This window comes from Sporosarcina gallistercoris, assembly GCF_050459885.1.
Classification (GTDB): domain Bacteria; phylum Bacillota; class Bacilli; order Bacillales_A; family Planococcaceae; genus Sporosarcina; species Sporosarcina gallistercoris_A.
On record NZ_JBCMNO010000023.1, the window covers coordinates 89,831 to 107,106 of the forward strand.

Consider the following 17,276-nt stretch of genomic DNA (forward strand, 5'->3'; position numbering starts at 1 on the left):
GTATGTCACCCCTCATCTTTCAAGATTTTAACCGATCAACGTACGCTGCAATTTAGAAAGCTTGCTGCTAATGCTGCTGTCGAAGATTCGGTTTCCGATCTGAAGGCGGATGCCTCCGATCAATTGCGGTTCAATGATTGTCTTAATTTGAAGCGACTGTTTGCCTACTTTGCGAGCAAACGCGCTGGAAATCGCTGTTTCTTCCTGTTCAGTCAGAGGACGGATTGCATAGACTGTCGCTTCCGCAACACCCGAAGCATCATTCGCTAACTGATGGAAATCTTCAAGAACGTCACTAAGTTCATCCATACGATCCGCATCGAGCATCACGTACAGTGCATTGAGCAGTAACTCTTGCGCACCTGGCAGGATGTTAGCGATCAATTCCCGTTTTTTGGTCAATGACAGTTGTGGTAAGCTCATAAGCTCCTCGAAGCCTTTGTTTCCGCTGAGTGCTGCTTGGAGCTCTCGAACGTCAGTGTGGACTGCGAGCAAGACGCCTTGCTCCTGAGCTGCTTTGAACAACCCAGTTGCATAACGTTCCGCTACGATAGAACGGCTCATCGGCCTTCCCCTGCCTTCACAATCGTTTCTTCGATCAATGCGCGGTTATCCTCCTCGGATACTTCTTTACCGAGTACTTTAGACGCTGCCATGATTGAAAGAGATACGAATTCTTCGCGGACAGCCGCAATTGCTTTTTCTTTCTCTGTTGCGATTTCAAGCGCTGCGTTTTCTTTCATACGGCCCACTTCTGCGCGTGTCGTTTGAATGAGTTCTTCGCGTTGAGCTTCGCCTTGCTTTTTTGCATTTTCAACGATTGATTGTGCATTTGTATGTGCTTCTTTTAAAAGAGCGCGTTGCTCTTCCAACAATTTCTGTGAGTCTAGACGGCTTTGTTCAGCCGCTTCGATTTCATTGGCAATCATTTCAGCACGCTGATCCATGATCCCCATCAACGGGCCCCATGCGAATTTCTTCAATAGAAGCATGAGAAGAGTGAAGAAGAACACTGTTGCAATGATATCACCTAAGTTCAGCCTTTGGTTCAGGCTGGCTAAGAATCCCGAGTCAGCGTTTGCTGACAAGAGGACGAAGGTATCCAAAAACACGATTGTTTCACTCCCTTCAAAAACTTACGTCTGATCTACAAACGTTTTGGTTAGAATGATTGGCTCGAGCATATGACATGCCCGATATACGCTGACATAAACGAATGGCGAAGGATCGATCATTTTCCATTCTTCGCCATTGTTTAAAGTTCTTATAAAGTGGTTAGATAACAGAGGGAGTCATACAGGCTGGCTAGACCGCTAAGCAGCCCAGGCCCTATCCAACTCATTAACTACCTGGTTCGGTTCTGACTGAATTACTTGTTCATGACGATGAAAGCGATAACTGTAGCGATGATTGGCAATGCCTCAACCAATGCAACACCGATGAACATTGTTGTTTGAAGAACGCCGCGTGCTTCTGGCTGACGAGCAATCCCCTCAACTGTACGTGAAACGATCAATCCGTTACCGATACCAGCGCCGAGTGCGCCAAGACCAACTGCGATAGCTGCTGCTAATAGACCTAATGAACCTGTCATAGTGTTATTTCCTCCTAGTATTGTTTAGTTTGGTAGTGCGTATTCCCGCAAGCGGGTTTTATGTTTAGTGGTCCGCCGACACTTTGTGCGACATATAAACCATCGTCAACATAACAAAAATGAATGCTTGGATTGCCCCGATGAATACCGAGAACCCTTGCCAAGCAAGTGCTGGAACGATTGCTCCGATGAAACCGCCGAAGCTGCCGGCAGCAAGTGTTGCGAGAAGTCCGATCAAGATCTCACCCGCAAAGATGTTACCGTAAAGACGCAGACCGAGTGTCAACGTGTTTGCAAATTCTTCAATGACTTTCAGTGGTGCCAAGAATGGCATCGGCTGGATATAAGTTTTGAGATATCCCTTCATACCGAGCATCTTCACCCCATAGAAGTGCGTCAAGACTATGACAGTAGCTGCCAATGTCAATGAAATGACTGGATCGGCTGTTGGTGATTTCCACCACAACTGATGATCCCATTGGATAGAGAATGGCAGACCGAGCATATTGGCAACAAACACGAACATAATAAGCGTGATGCCGAGTACGTGGAAACGGCCGCCTGTTTTCCAGTCCATGTTGTTTTTAATGATCCCCTTCACGAAGTCCATGATCCATTCCATGAAGTTCTGCATGCCTGTCGGTTTCATCTGCATTCTCCGTGTAGATAGGACAGCAATGATGAAAACGATGAGACACGTGACGAAGAGCATCATAATGTTAGCCGGGTTGAAGCTTATACCGAAGAGGACAAGTTCCGGATTTTCATGTTCCACGTTTCGTTCACCTCCCTTTTGTGATCAGTTTAAGAATGATGCTTCACATGGTAAAAAATCCTATCGGCCAGCAATAGGGCATATGGAATCATCAAACCAATCACAGTACTGATCAGATTGAAGTATTCTGGCATCGACATCGCGATGGCGGCCGCAGCCACTCCGGAAGCGAAACGCAATCCCGAACCGAGCGAAACCTTTTTGCCCTGATCCAGTTTCTTGTCGAATTGCTCCATTTTACGGATAAGTATCCAAAAATTATACAATCCGAAGAGTAATCCCAGCAAAAGGCCGGCAAAAATCTCCTTCGCTCCCGTAAAGGCCCAGCCTAGAATCAGCAATGCGAGCAAAAAAAATAGAGCCCTCTTTTGCCTTGTGAAAATTTCCTGCATTGTCTGCATGGTAGGTGAGTCTCCTATTACGATAAGTTTAGTTAGAAACTGAAACGCTCGGCTTTTGGTTTAGAAGCCGAACAATGAGCGGGTTCGCAGGTTGGTGCGCATAGGCTTGTCCGAGTTGTACGGCAACCACTTACTGATCAGATGTCTCGGGAAGTACCGGGACTAAGAATGGTAAGAAAAGTGCCGCCTGCTTGGCGTTCACCAGGACACGTTGTCCAACGTATCGCACTGATGCCCATATACTTTAGTGCGATAGGCTACGAGTGATGATAGAACTTAGCCAAAAAATCAAGCGGTTTTAGCTGATTTATCTATGTATAAACCCTATCATTATTACCCTCTGTAAGCATACAATAGCGATATTTTGATGTCAATTGATTCCCGTGAAATTCTTCACAAACTATAGGGACTGTCAAACAATCGTCACACTTTCCTAGTAAATCACCGTATTTCTGAAAATTAGGGATTCCCCTAGTTTTCGAGCGCGGATTTTCCAGACAATTTCGATGTTATTGTTTGAGAGCGATGTGTTTTTAACATCGCTTAATCGAAAATACTCCAAGTGTCATGAATCGCTTTCTGAGCTTGGAGGCAAAGACTTATCATCCCGGTATGGAGTTTCATCACTATTTCATTCAATCTCGATATAGAAGAAAGTGAAAAACCACGGGTACGTGATTCAACCTCAAAAAGCAGAGGACTGTCAGCCTCTGCTTTTTCACTGTCTTTTATTCAATTCATTTTGTTTGTTCGCTTAAATATTTTTTCAAGGCTTCCACGATCCGTGCAGATGCGTGGCCATCTCCATATGGATTGGATGCCTTCGACATGGATTCATAAGCGTTTTGGTCCGACAAAAGTTCGTCTGCCAACTTGAAGATCGTATCTTCGTCGGTTCCTGCAAGTTTCAGCGTTCCTGCATCGATTCCTTCCGGGCGTTCCGTCGTATCACGCAGCACAATAACCGGTTTCCCGAGTGAAGGTGCTTCTTCTTGGATGCCACCGGAATCAGTCAGGATAATATGTGAACGCGCTGCAAAGTTATGGAAGTCCACAACTTCAAGCGGTTCGATCAAGTGAATCCGGTCGTTATTTCCGAGCAATTCGTCTGCGACTTCACGAACTGCAGGATTCATGTGGACAGGATAGATCACTTGAATGTCGTCGTGTTTTTCGAGCAGGCGGTTGATGGCGCGGAACATGTTGCGCATCGGATCCCCTAAGTTTTCACGACGGTGCGCTGTAAGTAAGACAAGACGGTCATCACCGAGTTTTTCGAAAATCGGATGTGTATACGTGTCGTCGACAGTCGTATGCAACGCATCGATTGCTGTATTCCCCGTGATGAATATACGATCTTCCGGCTTCCCTTCATTAATAAGGTTTTGCGCAGATTTCTCAGTTGGTGAGAAATGAAGGTCTGCCAGAACGCCCGTTAGCTGACGGTTCATCTCTTCAGGATATGGGGAGTACTTGTCCCATGTACGAAGACCTGCTTCGACGTGACCGACTGCGATTTTGTTATAAAATGCTGCGAGACTGCCAACGAATGTCGTTGCCGTGTCCCCATGAACGAGTACGATATCGGGTTGTGCTTCTTTCATGATTCCGTCAAGTCCTTCTAGACCACGCGTTGCGACGTCGATAAGAGTTTGACGATCTTTCATAATGTTAAGATCGAAATCAGGTGTGATGCCGAACGTTTTCAGCACTTGGTCCAACATTTCCCTGTGCTGCGCCGTTACAGTGACAATCGATTCGATTTCTTCCTCATGCTTTTGCAATTCAAGAACGAGCGGTGCCATTTTGATGGCTTCCGGACGCGTTCCAAAAATCGTCATTACTTTCCATTTACGTTTCAAAGTGTTCACGCCTTCCCCAATTATTTGGTTCCGAACAAACGGTCCCCGGCATCGCCGAGTCCTGGTACGATGTAGCCGTGATCGTTCAGTTTTTCATCGAGTGCAGCGATGTAAACGTCCACGTCAGGGTGTGCATCTGTAAATACTTTTACGCCTTCAGGTGCAGCAATCAGACACATGAATTTAATGTGCTTAGCTCCCCGCTTTTTCAAAGAATTGACAGCTTCCACTGCCGTTCCGCCTGTAGCGAGCATCGGGTCCACGACGATCAATTCACGTTCGGAAACGTCCGACGGCAACTTTACGAAATACTCGTGCGGTTGAAGCGTTTCAGGGTCGCGGAATAAACCGACGTGCCCCACTCGTGCTGCAGGAATCAGTTTCAGAATCCCATCCACCATTCCAATGCCTGCGCGTAAAATCGGAACAATCCCGAGTTTCTTCCCTGCAAGTACGTTCGATTTCGCCATGCAAACCGGCGTTTCCACGTCTACTTCCTGGAGGGGCAGCTCTCGTGTGATTTCAAAAGCCATCAATGTTGCAACTTCATCTACAAGTTCGCGGAATTCTTTTGTTCCTGTGTTAACGTCGCGGATGAATGTAAGTTTATGCTGGATGAGCGGGTGATCGAATACGTGTACTTTAGCCATTAGAATCGCTCCTTTTACTTTATCCAATACAGTATACCAGAATGACGGCGCAAGTGGTTGCTTGGCATGAAGTTTGGAATTCGCGGAAGATTTACACGGTTGCTGAGCCAAGGTTTTTGTGTTCTCGATCAGTTGGGCCGGGTTGGCCATCATCGGCGACAGGTTCTCGTTCTGTCACAGCGACTTCTCCGACACTTACCACATTTTCTCCGACACCTAGCCAAGGTTTTCGATAGCGGGACACTATTCCACTGCGTTAAGGGATTTATTGGTCGCGCTTCGCTTATTTCAGGAGGGCTATCCCTTTAGGCTCCGCCATCTACCGTGACTTTGTGTTCTCGATCAGTTGGACCCGGTTGGCCATCATCGGCGACAGATTCTCGTTCAGTTACAGCGACTTCTCCGACACTTACCACATTTTTTCCGACACCTAGCTGAATTTGTCGATAACGGGGCACTATTCCACTTCATTTAGGGATTTATTGGTAGCGCTTCGCTTGTTTCAAGAGGTCCACCTCTTCCGGCTCCGCCATAGGGCGTGTTTTTGCGTTCTCAATCACTTAGACCGGGTTGGCCATCATCGACGCCAGGTTCTCGTTCAGTCACAGCGACTTCTCCGACACTTACCACGTTTTCTCCGACACCTAGCCAAGTTTGTCGATAACGGGACACTATTCCACTGTGTTAAGGGATTTATTGGTCGCGCTTCGCTTATTGCAGGAGGGCCACCTCTTCCGGCTCCGCCATAGGGCGTGTTTTTGCGTTCTCAATCACTTAGACCGGGTTGGCCATCATCGGCGCCAGATTCTCGTTCAGTCACATCGACTTCTCCGACACTTACCACGTTTTCTCCGACACCTAGCCAAGTTTGTCGATAACGGGACACTATTCCACTGCGTTAAGGGATTTATTGGTCGCGCTTCGCTTATTTCAGGAGGGCCACCTCTTCCGGCTCCGCCATAGGGCGTGTTTTTGCGTTCTCAATCACTTAGACCGGGTTGGCCATCATCGGCGCCAGATTCTCGTTCAGTCACAGCGACTTCTCCGACACTCACAACGTTTTCTCCGACACCTAGCCAAGTTTGTCGATAACGGGACACCATTCCACTGCATTAAGGGATTTATTGGTCGCGCTTCGCTTATTTCAAGAGGGCTATCCCTTTAGGCTCCGCCTTATTCCGTGTTTTTGCGTTCTCAATCACTTAGACCGGGTTGGCCATCATCGGCGCCAGATTCTCGTTCAGTCACAGCGACTTCTCCGACACTCACAACGTTTTCTCCGACACCTAGCCAAGTTTGTCGATAACGGGACACTATCCCACTTTATTTAGGGATTTATTGGTAGCGCTTCGCTTGTTTCAGGAGGGCCACCTCTTCCGGCTCCGCCATAGGGCGTGTTTTTGCGTTCTCAATCACTTAGACCGGATTGACCAGCATCGACGACAGGTTCTCGTTCAGTCATCTCGACTTCTCCGACACTCGCTACATTTTCTCCGACACCTAACCGAATTTGTCGATAACAGGACACAACTCCGCTGCGATCATGCAATATTGGTCGCCATCCACTGAGTTAAGCCTTCTCACTTTTTCGCACAAAAAACCGCCATCATAGAGATGGCGGCCGCATTAACCATTACGCATACAATGCATGCTGGTCTGTCAAAGCTTTGACGCGTTTTTTCGATTCTTCTTTTACCGCTTCGTCTTCGTGGTTTTTCAAGAGCTTCGCGATGATTGCGCCGACTTCTTTCATGTCGTCTTCTTTGAAACCGCGTGATGTCACTGCTGGTGTACCGATCCGGATACCAGATGTGACGAACGGGCTTTCCTTATCGAACGGAACCGTATTTTTATTAACAGTGATTCCGCATTCATCCAATACGTGCTCTGCCACTTTTCCTGTTAAACCTAGGCTTGTCAAGTTCAAAAGGAGCAAATGATTGTCTGTGCCGCCAGAAACGATGTCGATGCCTTCAGCAACAAGTGTTTCACTTAGAGCTACTGCATTTTTTTTCACTTGTTGAATGTATGTCTTGAACTCAGGCTTCAACGCTTCGCCGAATGCAACCGCTTTCGCAGAGATGACGTGCATCAATGGTCCGCCTTGTACGCCCGGGAAGATGGTTTTATCGATTTTCTTACCATATTGCTCTGCAAATTCTTCGTTGACTAAAATGAGTCCTCCGCGTGGTCCGCGCAATGTTTTGTGTGTTGTGGACGTCACGAAATGCGCGTACGGCACTGGGCTGTTATGTTCACCGACTGCAACAAGTCCAGCGATGTGCGCCATGTCTACCATAAGGAATGCACCGACTTCATCTGCAATTTCACGGAATTTCTTGAAATCGATCTCGCGTGGGTATGCACTTGCACCCGCTACGATCATCTTCGGCTTATGTTCGAGTGCTTTTTGACGGACATCTTCGTAATTGATACGCTCGTCCTGCTCGCTTACACCGTACTCAACAAAGTTGTATAATTTTCCGGAGAAGTTTACGGGACTTCCATGTGTCAAGTGACCGCCGTGCGAGAGGTTCATACCTAGGACGGTGTCTCCTGGTTCGAGTACTGTGAAGTAGACTGCCATGTTCGCTTGAGCGCCGGAGTGTGCTTGAACGTTTGCATAAGCTGCACCAAATAGCTCTTTCGCTCGGTCGCGTGCGATGTTTTCGACGACATCGACGTGTTCGCAGCCGCCATAATAGCGCTTACCTGGATAGCCCTCTGCATATTTGTTCGTCAAGTAGGAACCTTGTGCTTCCATGACCGCTTCAGAGACAAAGTTTTCTGATGCAATCAATTCGATATTAGCGTTCTGTCGATTCTTTTCTGCCATTATTGCTTCAAAAACAGCACTATCTTCGCGTTTCACATTGCTCAAATCCATGTTCATTTCCCCTTTAGCGTCTAGTAGTCTTACATTCTCAAAGCTTGTAGACCTTGAGTTATTCGTACTGCGCGCGGACTCCGCCGATGAGTTTCGGACGAGTGGTTGCACAGGTAACGACTGCTTCACCAATATGTTTAACGGATGTGCGGATGGGTACTGCGACCGGCTTCAAATGCATGCCGATCAAGGTCTGTCCTATGTCGATGCCGGCGTTTGCACGGACGGATTCGACGACGACCGCATCATCCAAATGCTCGTAAGCATAAGCGGACATTGAACCGCCTGCTGTCCGGACGGGCACGACAGACACTGGTTCAAACGCAAACTTTTCCGCTGCTTTTCGCTCAATCGTGAGAGCGCGGTTTATGTGCTCACACCCTTGGAAAGCGAGGTGCAGCTGGTAGGTTGAAGCGAATTGAACGAGAGGTTCGTAGAGCGCTTGGGCTACTTCGAGTGCACCTGCCGTTCCAATGTTTTTGCCTGCCACTTCAGATGTCGAACAACCTACGACAAAAAGGGTTCCCGGCAATGGCGGAGCCAATTCCGCCAGTTCTGCAAGTGTTTGTTCCAGCTGCAGTCTCCATAAGATGTACGCATCCATGTCTCTTCCCCGCTTTCTTAGTTGTTTTCGAGGTTCATCAATTTTTCGATGCGGCGCTCATGTCGCCCGCCTTCGAACGGTGTTTCCAACCAGGTTTGGACGATTTCGCGGGCAAGTCCAGGGCCGATAACACGTTCTCCCATTGCCAAAACGTTTGAATCGTTATGGCCTCTTGTCGCTTTAGCGCTGAATACGTCATGGACGAGCGCACAGCGGATGCCATTTACTTTATTGGCCGCAATGGACATGCCGATACCGGTTCCACAGATAAGGATGCCTTTATCGAATTCTCCTGATGCGACCCCTTTTGTTACAGCTGCTGCGTAGTCCGGGTAGTCGACGGACTGACCCGATTCCGGACCGAAGTCTTCAAATTCAATGTTTAGTTCCGTTAGTAGTTGTTTGATTTCATGGCGCAAGTTGTTCCCGCCATGATCTGAAGAAATCGCGAGTTTCATGTGCGTCCCTCTTTTCTTAATATACTTACAACTTATTCTATCATTCTTCATCGGAAAAACACAGCATGAAGCAATGTGGGAGATTCTTCTGTTTCCGGACAAATTCCACCTGTGTAATTCTTGATTCGATGGAATTTTATCCATACAAAAAAGCCGGCACGTAGCCGACTTTATTATTTGGAAGTATCGAATTGGCGGATGACCTCATAAAGGGCTTCGGATTGACCTTTTAGTTCGCTCGCCAAGACGCTTGTCTGTTCGATTGAATGCGCTTGTTCTTCGGTAGCCGCCTGTACTTCTTCGGCACCTGCTGAAGTTTCTTCTGCGATCGCTGCGACTTCTTGCGACTGGTGAGCGGTTTGTTCAATCTTACTGAGCTGATGTTCCACAAGTTCTGTAATCCCAGTGATGGAACCCGCCATATCCGTCACAGTCGTTGCCATCGCAATGATACTTTTGTTCGTTTCATCTGCTCGTCCAGCTTCTTTAGCGGCGGCTTTAACTTGCGCTTCCATTTCTTTTACGACTTTCGTGACGTCAGCTTGAATAGTGCTGACGAGACCTCCGATCATTTGAACGGATTTTGCACTTTCATCTGCGAGCACCCGCACTTCTTCTGCGACTACAGCAAAACCTTTTCCGTGTTCCCCTGCACGAGCAGCTTCAATGGACGCATTCAGCGCCAGCAAGTTTGTCTGATTCGCGATGTTGCCGACGAGCTGAACGATTTCCCCAATCTTCTGGGCATTTCTATCGAGGTCCCGGATCGTAGAAAGGGAGTCTTCACTTTGTGTGGACATGTCGCGAATTCCATCCACAAGTGTCCGATAGGCATCCGTAGTCCGTTTCAATTCAGCAAGCATGTCGTTCGACTGCTTGGACGATTGATCGGCACGATTATTGACGTCGGAAGCGAGTGTACGGATATCTTCCATCGCTTCTGCCGTTTCCTGGATTGCGATGGCGGATGCTTCTGCCCCCGAAGAGATTTCAATAATGGTTGAGGCAATCGCATCGGCTTGGTTCGAAGCAGAGCCTGTTTCGTTATGCAAAACATCTACGGAGCGGGAAGTTTTTTCGAAATTGGTTTCAATCTGTCCAACAATTCCTCGTAAGTTGACAACCACTTGCTGAAACGCTTCCGCTACAGAACGGATTTCATCAGACGAGTTCGGGAGTGCTATATCTGTACCGATTTTCCCGTCAGCAATACGCATCGCGTCCTGTTCGAGCTGATGGAGCGGTTTCGTTAAGATTGTACTGAAAAGTGCTGCGAGCACCGCAGACCAAAAAATCCCCATTCCATAGGTCATGATTCCGAACCACATCGGATTCGCATTCGGGAAGAATTGCGGTTGTAAGATGTTAATGAATACTGCGCTTGTTGAATACGTCACTATCGCTAGTATTGTCACAAATATGACCAATTTCCACTTCAATCCGAACTTTTTCTTTGTCTCTCTCATCTGTGTTCCCCCATTAACTTGCGCGCTAGCACATCAATCTGGTCGGACAGCTCTTCAAAAGTCTGTTGATAAACGGCGGAATTTCCGCCATATGGATCTTGGACATCGTATTCAGCGGAGCCAGCATACTCTTTCAATGTCACTATTTTGTCTGCCTGCTCAGCATAAGCACTGCGGAGCATATCCCGGTGTGAAACCGTCATGGTAAGTATCAGATCTGCCCACTCCAAATCCTGTTGTGTAAAACGTCGAGACGTGGGCGTCACCGGCATTCCGTGCTCCTCTAAAAGGTTGCGGGAATGACTGGAAATGAGCGCGCCATCTGTTGCATAAACACCCGCTGAACGAACCGAAACGCCTTCTAGCTGCTTCGATTTCAATATTCCTTCCGCAAGCGGACTTCTACATGTATTCCCTGTACAAATAAAGCAAATATTCATCACAATCACCTATCTTCATCATAACCGATTTGTCCCGAAATCGAAACAGTTTTTTAAGAAATCCATGACAATATCCCCATAACGATTAAGACAACTCCGGCTAATCGCCGTAAACCCGTTCTAGAATGTGGCGTCATTGTCACGTTCATCCTTAATGCAAAGTAAGAAAGAACTAAAGACATCACCCCAGTTGATACGATGAAAAGCCATTTATTCAAATGCATTAATCCAAAAGACATGCTTACAGAAAAACTGTCTAAACTAACTGCAACAGCAATCAGAAGAGGACCCGTCACTTTCGTTTCACTCGGGTCATCTTCTTGCAGTATCATATGTAAACCGATCAGCCCCAGCAGGATACTCGAGAGAATTCCGCTCCATTCAGAAAACAGTTGGGCAGATAGTTCTCCAGCCATAAATCCAAGTAGAGGAAACGCGACATTCAAGAACGCTGTCCACAGAGCAATCAGCCATTTCCTTTTTCGAACGTGCAGCAATGTGTAGATGACGAGGATATCAATTGTTGTCACACTAGCCGCAATGATTTCTATCAATAGAAGAACCTCCCCGAAGTTTACGCCAGTCCATCTTATGCGGCGCCCGGGGAGGCCATGCACGAAATTTATTTAATGTGTTTCGGCACTCGAATCGAAAAATCCGGTTGCTTAAACCAAAAACCGTTTTCCGTCTGCAGCTTTTTTCAGTCGGTTCATCACCGCTGCACCCATGCCTTCTGAAGGGGATTCGACTGCCAATATCACATCCGCTTCCGTTTCATCACAATTGCGGAGGGCATCATATAGATGCGCAGCCAACTGACTCGGATCCGCATAGGCACCCGTTGCAAAATACCAGGATGGCTTATTCGATTCCAGCTCATCAGGCCCGATGACTGCAACTTTCAGTCCTTTATCCGTTAAAGCGCGTATAGCTTGTTCAATCTGGTTCTGATCGGGTTCAATCAACCAAACGGGTGCGTCGGGTGAATAGTGCATGTATTTCATACCTGGAGCACGCGGTGCATCCGCCTCTTCTGCATGCGATTCCGATCGGACAGGACCGATGACCGCTTCAATCATTTCAACGGTTACACCACCGGGACGCAAAATTTCAGGGGGCGTTGTTGTCATATCGATGACAGTCGACTCCACTCCGACTCCTGTTGCACCACCGTCTAGTATAAATGGAATTCTTCCATCCAGATCCCTCGCGACATGGCTCGCTTTCGTCGGGCTCGGTTTTCCGCTTCGGTTTGCACTCGGTGCAGCGAGAGGGGCTCCTAGAAGTCGTAACAATTGCAGCGCAACCGGATGATCCGGCATACGCAACCCGACCGTCCCTCTTCCAACTGTGACATTTTCCGCAATGAGGCCTGGCTTTTCATTGAAAATCAACGTAAGGGGGCCGGGCCAAAATGCATCCATCAATCGGAGGGCACTGTCAGGGATTTCTGCTGCATATGTGCTTACTTCCTCTTTAGTTCCTATATGTACAATCAGTGGATTATCAGATGGGCGGCCTTTTACTTCAAAAATCTTTTTTGTTGCGTCTGGATCCGTCGCAAGTGCACCAAGTCCGTAGACAGTTTCTGTCGGAAACGCTACAAGACCTCCATTTCTTAAACAATCCACAGTTTGTTGATAACTATTGTCATTATCCACACCTTTATCCACTTTCACCGTTTGGGTGTTCATATTTTCATCCTCCTTTTCAACGCTTTCGTAAAAGTTATCCACATCATCAGTGGGTAACTTTATTCGAACCAAGAAGTTATCCACTCCCACACGAAGAATTTCACCTCTCCATCACTCTCTACAGCTTCTTCTTCTTCTGCATAACACACTTTTGGAAAAATGGAACACCACCAATTCGCTCCACGTCCGCTTCCGATCGTTAATACGTATGCCTCATATACGTCTTGAGGAAAAATTTCAAAGCCTACCCTCTTTGCTGGGAACAGAGCATTTTTACGTTCAAGAGTAACGACGCGATCCGGAGAATGCAAGTTTGCTGCAGCTAACATCTCAGCTTCAAGACTTTCAAGTTCCTTTAGCAGTTCTGCTTCAGTAGTCGTCCGTGCAATTGCACCTGCAATCATCGGCTCGATTTCTTCTTGAATCCGAACTTTGATCGCTTGATCTGCCGGGGCATCCGAGTGCGCGAGAATACGATAACGAATCGGCTCGTCACTCGTGTGCTCTTGAAAGAGTGTGAGAATCGATTGAAGCATCACAAGTATTAGAATGAATTCTACGAGAGCAATCAGACGTTTTCTCCATTTATGGTCCGGTTCAATTGTTAATGTTGGTTGTTGTGCGAACTGTGGATAATCTGGTAACATGTCATCCCCTCCTGACCTCATTGTTGACAGGTTAGGAGGGGTTTATTCACTGAATCTCACAAAATATCATTCGATCTTTTCCGTTCAAGTCTTGGACGACTTCAATCTTGCTTTTCGGGAAAGCATGTTGAAAGAGTTGTTGCACCTCCGCCCCTTGCAGATAGCCGATTTCCAGCCCGATCAATGCAGGCTTCTTCATCATCTCAGGAAGTGTTTCTGCAAGCTTTCGATAGAGTACGAGTCCATTTTCATCAGCGAAAAGTGCTCCATGCGGTTCGTAATCCAATACAGTGGACGACATGGATGACGCTTCGTCGCGACCTATATAGGGTGGATTGGATAAAATGATATCCCATTTCCCGTCTTTTAGCGGCTGCGCTAAATCCCCTTGTAAAAAGGTGATGCTTGCATCATTCCGCTCTGCATTCCTTCGAGCGATAGTAAGCGCAGCTTCACTGATATCCGTTGCGGTGACGTGTGCATTCGGGTATTCAAGCTTGAATGTCACTGCTATTGCTCCACTTCCTGTTCCAATATCAGCAATTTGTACCGGCTTGTTTCTGAATAACCTAGATGCCCGATGCAAAGCACCTTGAACGAGTTCTTCCGTCTCAGGTCTCGGGATTAGTACGTCTTTTGAGACGCTAAACGGTCGTCCGTAAAACCATTCCTCGCCAATGATATGCTGGATCGGCTTGCCGGTTAACAAGTCTGATGCGAGTGATTCGAATTGACGTTGCTGCTGTTCAGTGAGCGGTTCCCGCAAGTCTGCAAGAAGAGATGCCCGGGATTTTTGCGTTACGTGCTCCAGCAGGAGGAACGCTGCGTTGACGTCAAGTTGTTCATGGGCAAGCTCAGCTTCCAACGCTTTTAGTGCGTGATGGATCGTTTCAGTCATTGGCTTCCATGCTTTCTAACCGGCGAGCTTGGTCTTCAAGCGTCAGCGCTTCGATCAATTCATCCATTTTCCCCTCGATAATCTGATCCAATTTTTGAATGGTCAACCCGATGCGGTGATCGGTAACGCGATTTTGCGGGAAATTGTACGTACGGATCCGTTCAGAGCGATCTCCTGTCCCGACAGCCGATTTCCTTTTTTCATCGTATTCCGCTTGCGCTTCGGATTGGAATTTATCATAGACGCGGGCACGTAAGACTTTCATTGCTTTCTCTTTGTTTTTGATTTGCGATTTTTCATCCTGACACGAGACGGTGATGCCTGTTGGCAAGTGAGTGAGACGGACTGCAGACATGGTCGTGTTGACGGATTGGCCACCGGGACCGGATGAAGCGAATGTATCGGTCCTGATGTCCTTGTCATGCAGTTCTATTTCAACTTCTTCTGCTTCAGGCAGTACGGCTACAGTTGCAGTGGATGTGTGGATACGACCGCCAGATTCAGTTTCAGGAACGCGCTGGACCCGATGTGCACCATTTTCAAATTTCAGTTTGGAGAATGCACCATTACCGCTGACCATGAAAATGATTTCTTTGAAACCGCCCAGTTCGGTCGGTGCTGAGTCCATCACTTCAATTTTCCAGTGGTGGAGTTCTGCAAATCGGCTATACATCCGGTAAAGTTTCGCAGCAAACAATGCAGCTTCGTCTCCCCCTGCGGCACCGCGGATTTCCATGATGACGTTCTTGCCATCATTCGGGTCTTTCGGTACGAGCAATAGTTTCAGACGCGCTTCCAGTGTTTCAATGGTTTCCGCAAGCTCGGAGAGTTCGGACTTGATGAGCTCTTCCATATCAGCATCTATCGATTCTTCAAGCATTTCCTTGGCGTCCTGCCTTGCTTCTGTTGCTTGTTTGTATTCCCGATAGGCTTCCACCGTTTCCTGGAGGTCCGATTGTTCTTTGGAATACGTACGGAGTTTGTTCAAGTCGCTTACGACATCAGGATCACTCAGCAATTCGTTCAATCGTTCGTATCGGTCTTCAACGGCTTGGAGTCTGTCATACATAATCGATTCACCTCTAATTAGTTTGGTCTTAGTGTTATTGTACGGCATTCGTGCTCGCAAATATACAGCTCAAGTAGTGCAAGTCCTTTGTATGGAAACGTTACTCTAGGAAAAAGCAAACAAAGAGACAATCTGCCAGGCAGCTTGTCTCTTTGGCGGGTCGTTATTCTGCGTGCATTTGGATGGAAATCCCTTTTGGTACATCGTGATGCATACGGCATCTTGGTTCATATGCTTCGGACGCCCCGACCAGGATGATAGGATCATCAAATCCTGCAGGTTTTCCATTGATGAGACGTTGCGTCCGGCTTGAAGGAGAACCACACACGGTGCAGACCGCTTGCAGTTTCGTAACGATTTCCGCAATTGCCATCAGTCTTGGCATCGGACCGAATGGTTCTCCCCGAAAGTCCTGATCAAGCCCGGCTACAATCACACGGAAACCGTGATTTGCAAGTTCCATAACGGTATCGACAATCCCGTCATCGAAAAATTGAGCTTCGTCGATTGCGATGACGTCGCAGTCGTCGGTCACTTGCGTCACAATATCTGCGGAACAGGCGACAGGCATCGCAATAACGGTTGTCCCGTTATGACTGACGACCGCTTCTTCGGCGTAGCGATTGTCGAGTTCAGGTTTGAATACAGCAATGTTTTGTTTGGCAAATTGAGAGCGGCGGATTCTTCGGATGAGTTCTTCCGATTTCCCGGAGAACATACTTCCACAAATGACTTCAACCCATCCGCCTTGCATGGAAACGTACATGGTGAATCCCCTTTCGTCTATCTTGAAAATAAGGAGTAGTGCTCGATCAATTACGCCTTAGGTGAATTGCACCCGGATTACGCATCGGTTACGCAGCTGATGCGACATGAGGCGGCGTAATCTGGGTGCCTTTCCTTAACTGAATTCAGCCGAGGTTCGAACCCTCACCGTTAAGAGGAAAAAGTTCGCACATCACCCGCTCTTGATAGAGGTGATGGACTTCTATTGAATTCAGTTAAATCAAAATTCCCGCCCGGCGCAATGCACCGGACGGGAACTGGAAAGCCGTTCTTACTTGCCTTCTTCTTTGAAGCCATATTTCTTGTTGAAGCGGTCGATACGTCCGTCCGCTGCAGCAAATTTCTGGCGTCCAGTGTAGAATGGGTGGCATTCTGAACAAACTTCTACTTTAATGTCTTCTTTGACAGAACCTGTTTCGAATGTGTTACCACATGAACACGAAACAGTTGATAGTTTGTAATCTGGGTGAATTCCTGCTTTCATCGGTCTCTCTCCTCTCGCCCTGGACCATCTGGTACAGAGTTTTTATTCTGGTTAGCTCTCGCCTTCCCAGTAAAAGACAGATGCCTTACACGACCCGTGTATGTCAGTCGTATATGAATCATATGAGTTAATCTTATCAAATTGTGTGGGTGTGCGCAAGGTTTTTGTTTAAAAAATTTGAAGGTTCGACAGGATGGAACTGCAGCTTTGGACGTTTTCCCAATGTACGGATTCAGCAGGAGTCTTTGGTGAAAACACCTCCAAGTATAGGGAGATTGCTCATAAATATCGAAAAGTGATCATAAACATGGGATTTCGCTCATAAACTCAAGAATGTGATCATAAACGTTGGATTCCGCTCATAAATTCCGAAAAGTGATCATAAAACTAAAAAAATGATCATAAAACTGGTTCTTACGCGAAAACGGGGAGTTAGCCTCTAACCTATTACGTCTTGACTGATTATTTTTTGAAAATAATTACAGGTGATACAATACTCGCTTTTCCAAGACTTGAAAGCTTGCTCGACCATACATTAACCGCTTAAGTGTCTTTAATCGA

21 protein-coding genes are annotated in these 17,276 nt (G+C 47.2%); all 21 read right to left on the reverse strand.

Annotated elements, in window-relative coordinates; all coding sequences use genetic code 11:
- Positions 1-27: 27 nt before the first annotated feature.
- The 21 genes from ABE021_RS13900 to rpmE all read right to left on the reverse strand — a co-directional run bounded on the left by ABE021_RS13900 (position 28) and on the right by rpmE (position 16,715).
- A complete protein-coding gene (locus ABE021_RS13900; protein ID WP_430289455.1) occupies positions 28-564 on the reverse strand; it encodes a F0F1 ATP synthase subunit delta in 537 nt (178 codons plus the stop codon).
- Positions 561-1,112: a F0F1 ATP synthase subunit B gene (gene atpF / locus ABE021_RS13905; RefSeq protein ID WP_430289457.1), complete on the reverse strand. Its 552-nt coding sequence runs from the start codon at positions 1,110-1,112 to the stop codon at positions 561-563. The genes ABE021_RS13900 and atpF overlap by 4 nt, the downstream gene beginning before the upstream one ends.
- Positions 1,113-1,369: 257 nt before the next feature.
- On the reverse strand, positions 1,370-1,594 hold the full coding sequence (atpE, locus tag ABE021_RS13910) for a F0F1 ATP synthase subunit C (RefSeq protein WP_040287550.1): 225 nt from the start codon (positions 1,592-1,594) through the stop codon (positions 1,370-1,372).
- A 64-nt stretch (positions 1,595-1,658) separates the two neighbouring features.
- A complete protein-coding gene (atpB, locus tag ABE021_RS13915) occupies positions 1,659-2,369 on the reverse strand; it encodes a F0F1 ATP synthase subunit A (RefSeq protein ID WP_191691099.1) in 711 nt (236 codons plus the stop codon).
- Positions 2,370-2,398: 29 nt separating this feature from the next.
- Entirely contained in the window at positions 2,399-2,770 is a 372-nt protein-coding gene (locus ABE021_RS13920) for an ATP synthase subunit I (RefSeq protein ID WP_430289458.1), read from the reverse strand.
- A 737-nt stretch (positions 2,771-3,507) separates the two neighbouring features.
- Positions 3,508-4,611: a non-hydrolyzing UDP-N-acetylglucosamine 2-epimerase gene (gene wecB / locus ABE021_RS13925; RefSeq protein ID WP_430289486.1), complete on the reverse strand. Its 1,104-nt coding sequence runs from the start codon at positions 4,609-4,611 to the stop codon at positions 3,508-3,510.
- 41 nt (positions 4,612-4,652) lie between these two features.
- Positions 4,653-5,282 (reverse strand): uracil phosphoribosyltransferase, encoded by a 630-nt coding sequence (gene upp, locus ABE021_RS13930; RefSeq protein ID WP_025785593.1) that lies wholly within the window; start codon positions 5,280-5,282, stop codon positions 4,653-4,655.
- Between the two features lie 91 nt (positions 5,283-5,373).
- The gene (locus ABE021_RS13935) at positions 5,374-5,526 is read right to left on the reverse strand and encodes a hypothetical protein (protein ID WP_430289459.1); all 153 of its coding nucleotides are present in this window, start codon (positions 5,524-5,526) and stop codon (positions 5,374-5,376) included.
- Positions 5,527-5,587: 61 nt separating this feature from the next.
- Positions 5,588-5,740 carry a hypothetical protein gene (locus ABE021_RS13940; RefSeq protein ID WP_430289461.1) on the reverse strand — a complete coding sequence of 51 codons (153 nt, stop codon included), beginning with the start codon at positions 5,738-5,740 and terminating at the stop codon, positions 5,588-5,590.
- A 1,175-nt stretch (positions 5,741-6,915) separates the two neighbouring features.
- Positions 6,916-8,169: a serine hydroxymethyltransferase gene (gene glyA / locus ABE021_RS13945; RefSeq protein ID WP_430289463.1), complete on the reverse strand. Its 1,254-nt coding sequence runs from the start codon at positions 8,167-8,169 to the stop codon at positions 6,916-6,918.
- A 58-nt stretch (positions 8,170-8,227) separates the two neighbouring features.
- Positions 8,228-8,773, reverse strand: a complete 546-nt coding sequence (locus tag ABE021_RS13950) for a TIGR01440 family protein (RefSeq protein WP_430289466.1) — start codon at positions 8,771-8,773, stop codon at positions 8,228-8,230.
- 17 nt (positions 8,774-8,790) lie between these two features.
- Entirely contained in the window at positions 8,791-9,231 is a 441-nt protein-coding gene (rpiB, locus tag ABE021_RS13955) for a ribose 5-phosphate isomerase B (RefSeq protein ID WP_430289468.1), read from the reverse strand.
- 173 nt (positions 9,232-9,404) lie between these two features.
- A complete protein-coding gene (locus ABE021_RS13960; protein WP_430289470.1) occupies positions 9,405-10,697 on the reverse strand; it encodes a methyl-accepting chemotaxis protein in 1,293 nt (430 codons plus the stop codon).
- Entirely contained in the window at positions 10,694-11,137 is a 444-nt protein-coding gene (locus ABE021_RS13965; RefSeq protein ID WP_430289472.1) for a low molecular weight protein arginine phosphatase, read from the reverse strand. Before ABE021_RS13965 ends, ABE021_RS13960 begins: the two co-directional genes overlap by 4 nt.
- 53 nt (positions 11,138-11,190) lie before the next feature.
- Positions 11,191-11,691 (reverse strand): manganese efflux pump MntP family protein, encoded by a 501-nt coding sequence (locus tag ABE021_RS13970; protein ID WP_430289474.1) that lies wholly within the window; start codon positions 11,689-11,691, stop codon positions 11,191-11,193.
- Between the two features lie 111 nt (positions 11,692-11,802).
- Positions 11,803-12,831, reverse strand: coding sequence for an L-threonylcarbamoyladenylate synthase (locus ABE021_RS13975; RefSeq protein WP_430289475.1), 1,029 nt, complete (start codon positions 12,829-12,831; stop codon positions 11,803-11,805).
- Between the two features lie 59 nt (positions 12,832-12,890).
- The gene (locus tag ABE021_RS13980) at positions 12,891-13,478 is read right to left on the reverse strand and encodes a stage II sporulation protein R (RefSeq protein ID WP_430289476.1); all 588 of its coding nucleotides are present in this window, start codon (positions 13,476-13,478) and stop codon (positions 12,891-12,893) included.
- A 46-nt stretch (positions 13,479-13,524) separates the two neighbouring features.
- A complete protein-coding gene (gene prmC / locus ABE021_RS13985; protein WP_430289478.1) occupies positions 13,525-14,376 on the reverse strand; it encodes a peptide chain release factor N(5)-glutamine methyltransferase in 852 nt (283 codons plus the stop codon).
- The gene (gene prfA, locus ABE021_RS13990; protein WP_430289480.1) at positions 14,369-15,445 is read right to left on the reverse strand and encodes a peptide chain release factor 1; all 1,077 of its coding nucleotides are present in this window, start codon (positions 15,443-15,445) and stop codon (positions 14,369-14,371) included. The genes prmC and prfA overlap by 8 nt, the downstream gene beginning before the upstream one ends.
- Positions 15,446-15,608: 163 nt before the next feature.
- On the reverse strand, positions 15,609-16,211 hold the full coding sequence (locus ABE021_RS13995) for a thymidine kinase (protein WP_430289482.1): 603 nt from the start codon (positions 16,209-16,211) through the stop codon (positions 15,609-15,611).
- Positions 16,212-16,502: 291 nt separating this feature from the next.
- Entirely contained in the window at positions 16,503-16,715 is a 213-nt protein-coding gene (gene rpmE / locus ABE021_RS14000) for a 50S ribosomal protein L31 (protein WP_430289483.1), read from the reverse strand.
- Positions 16,716-17,276 lie beyond the last annotated feature (561 nt).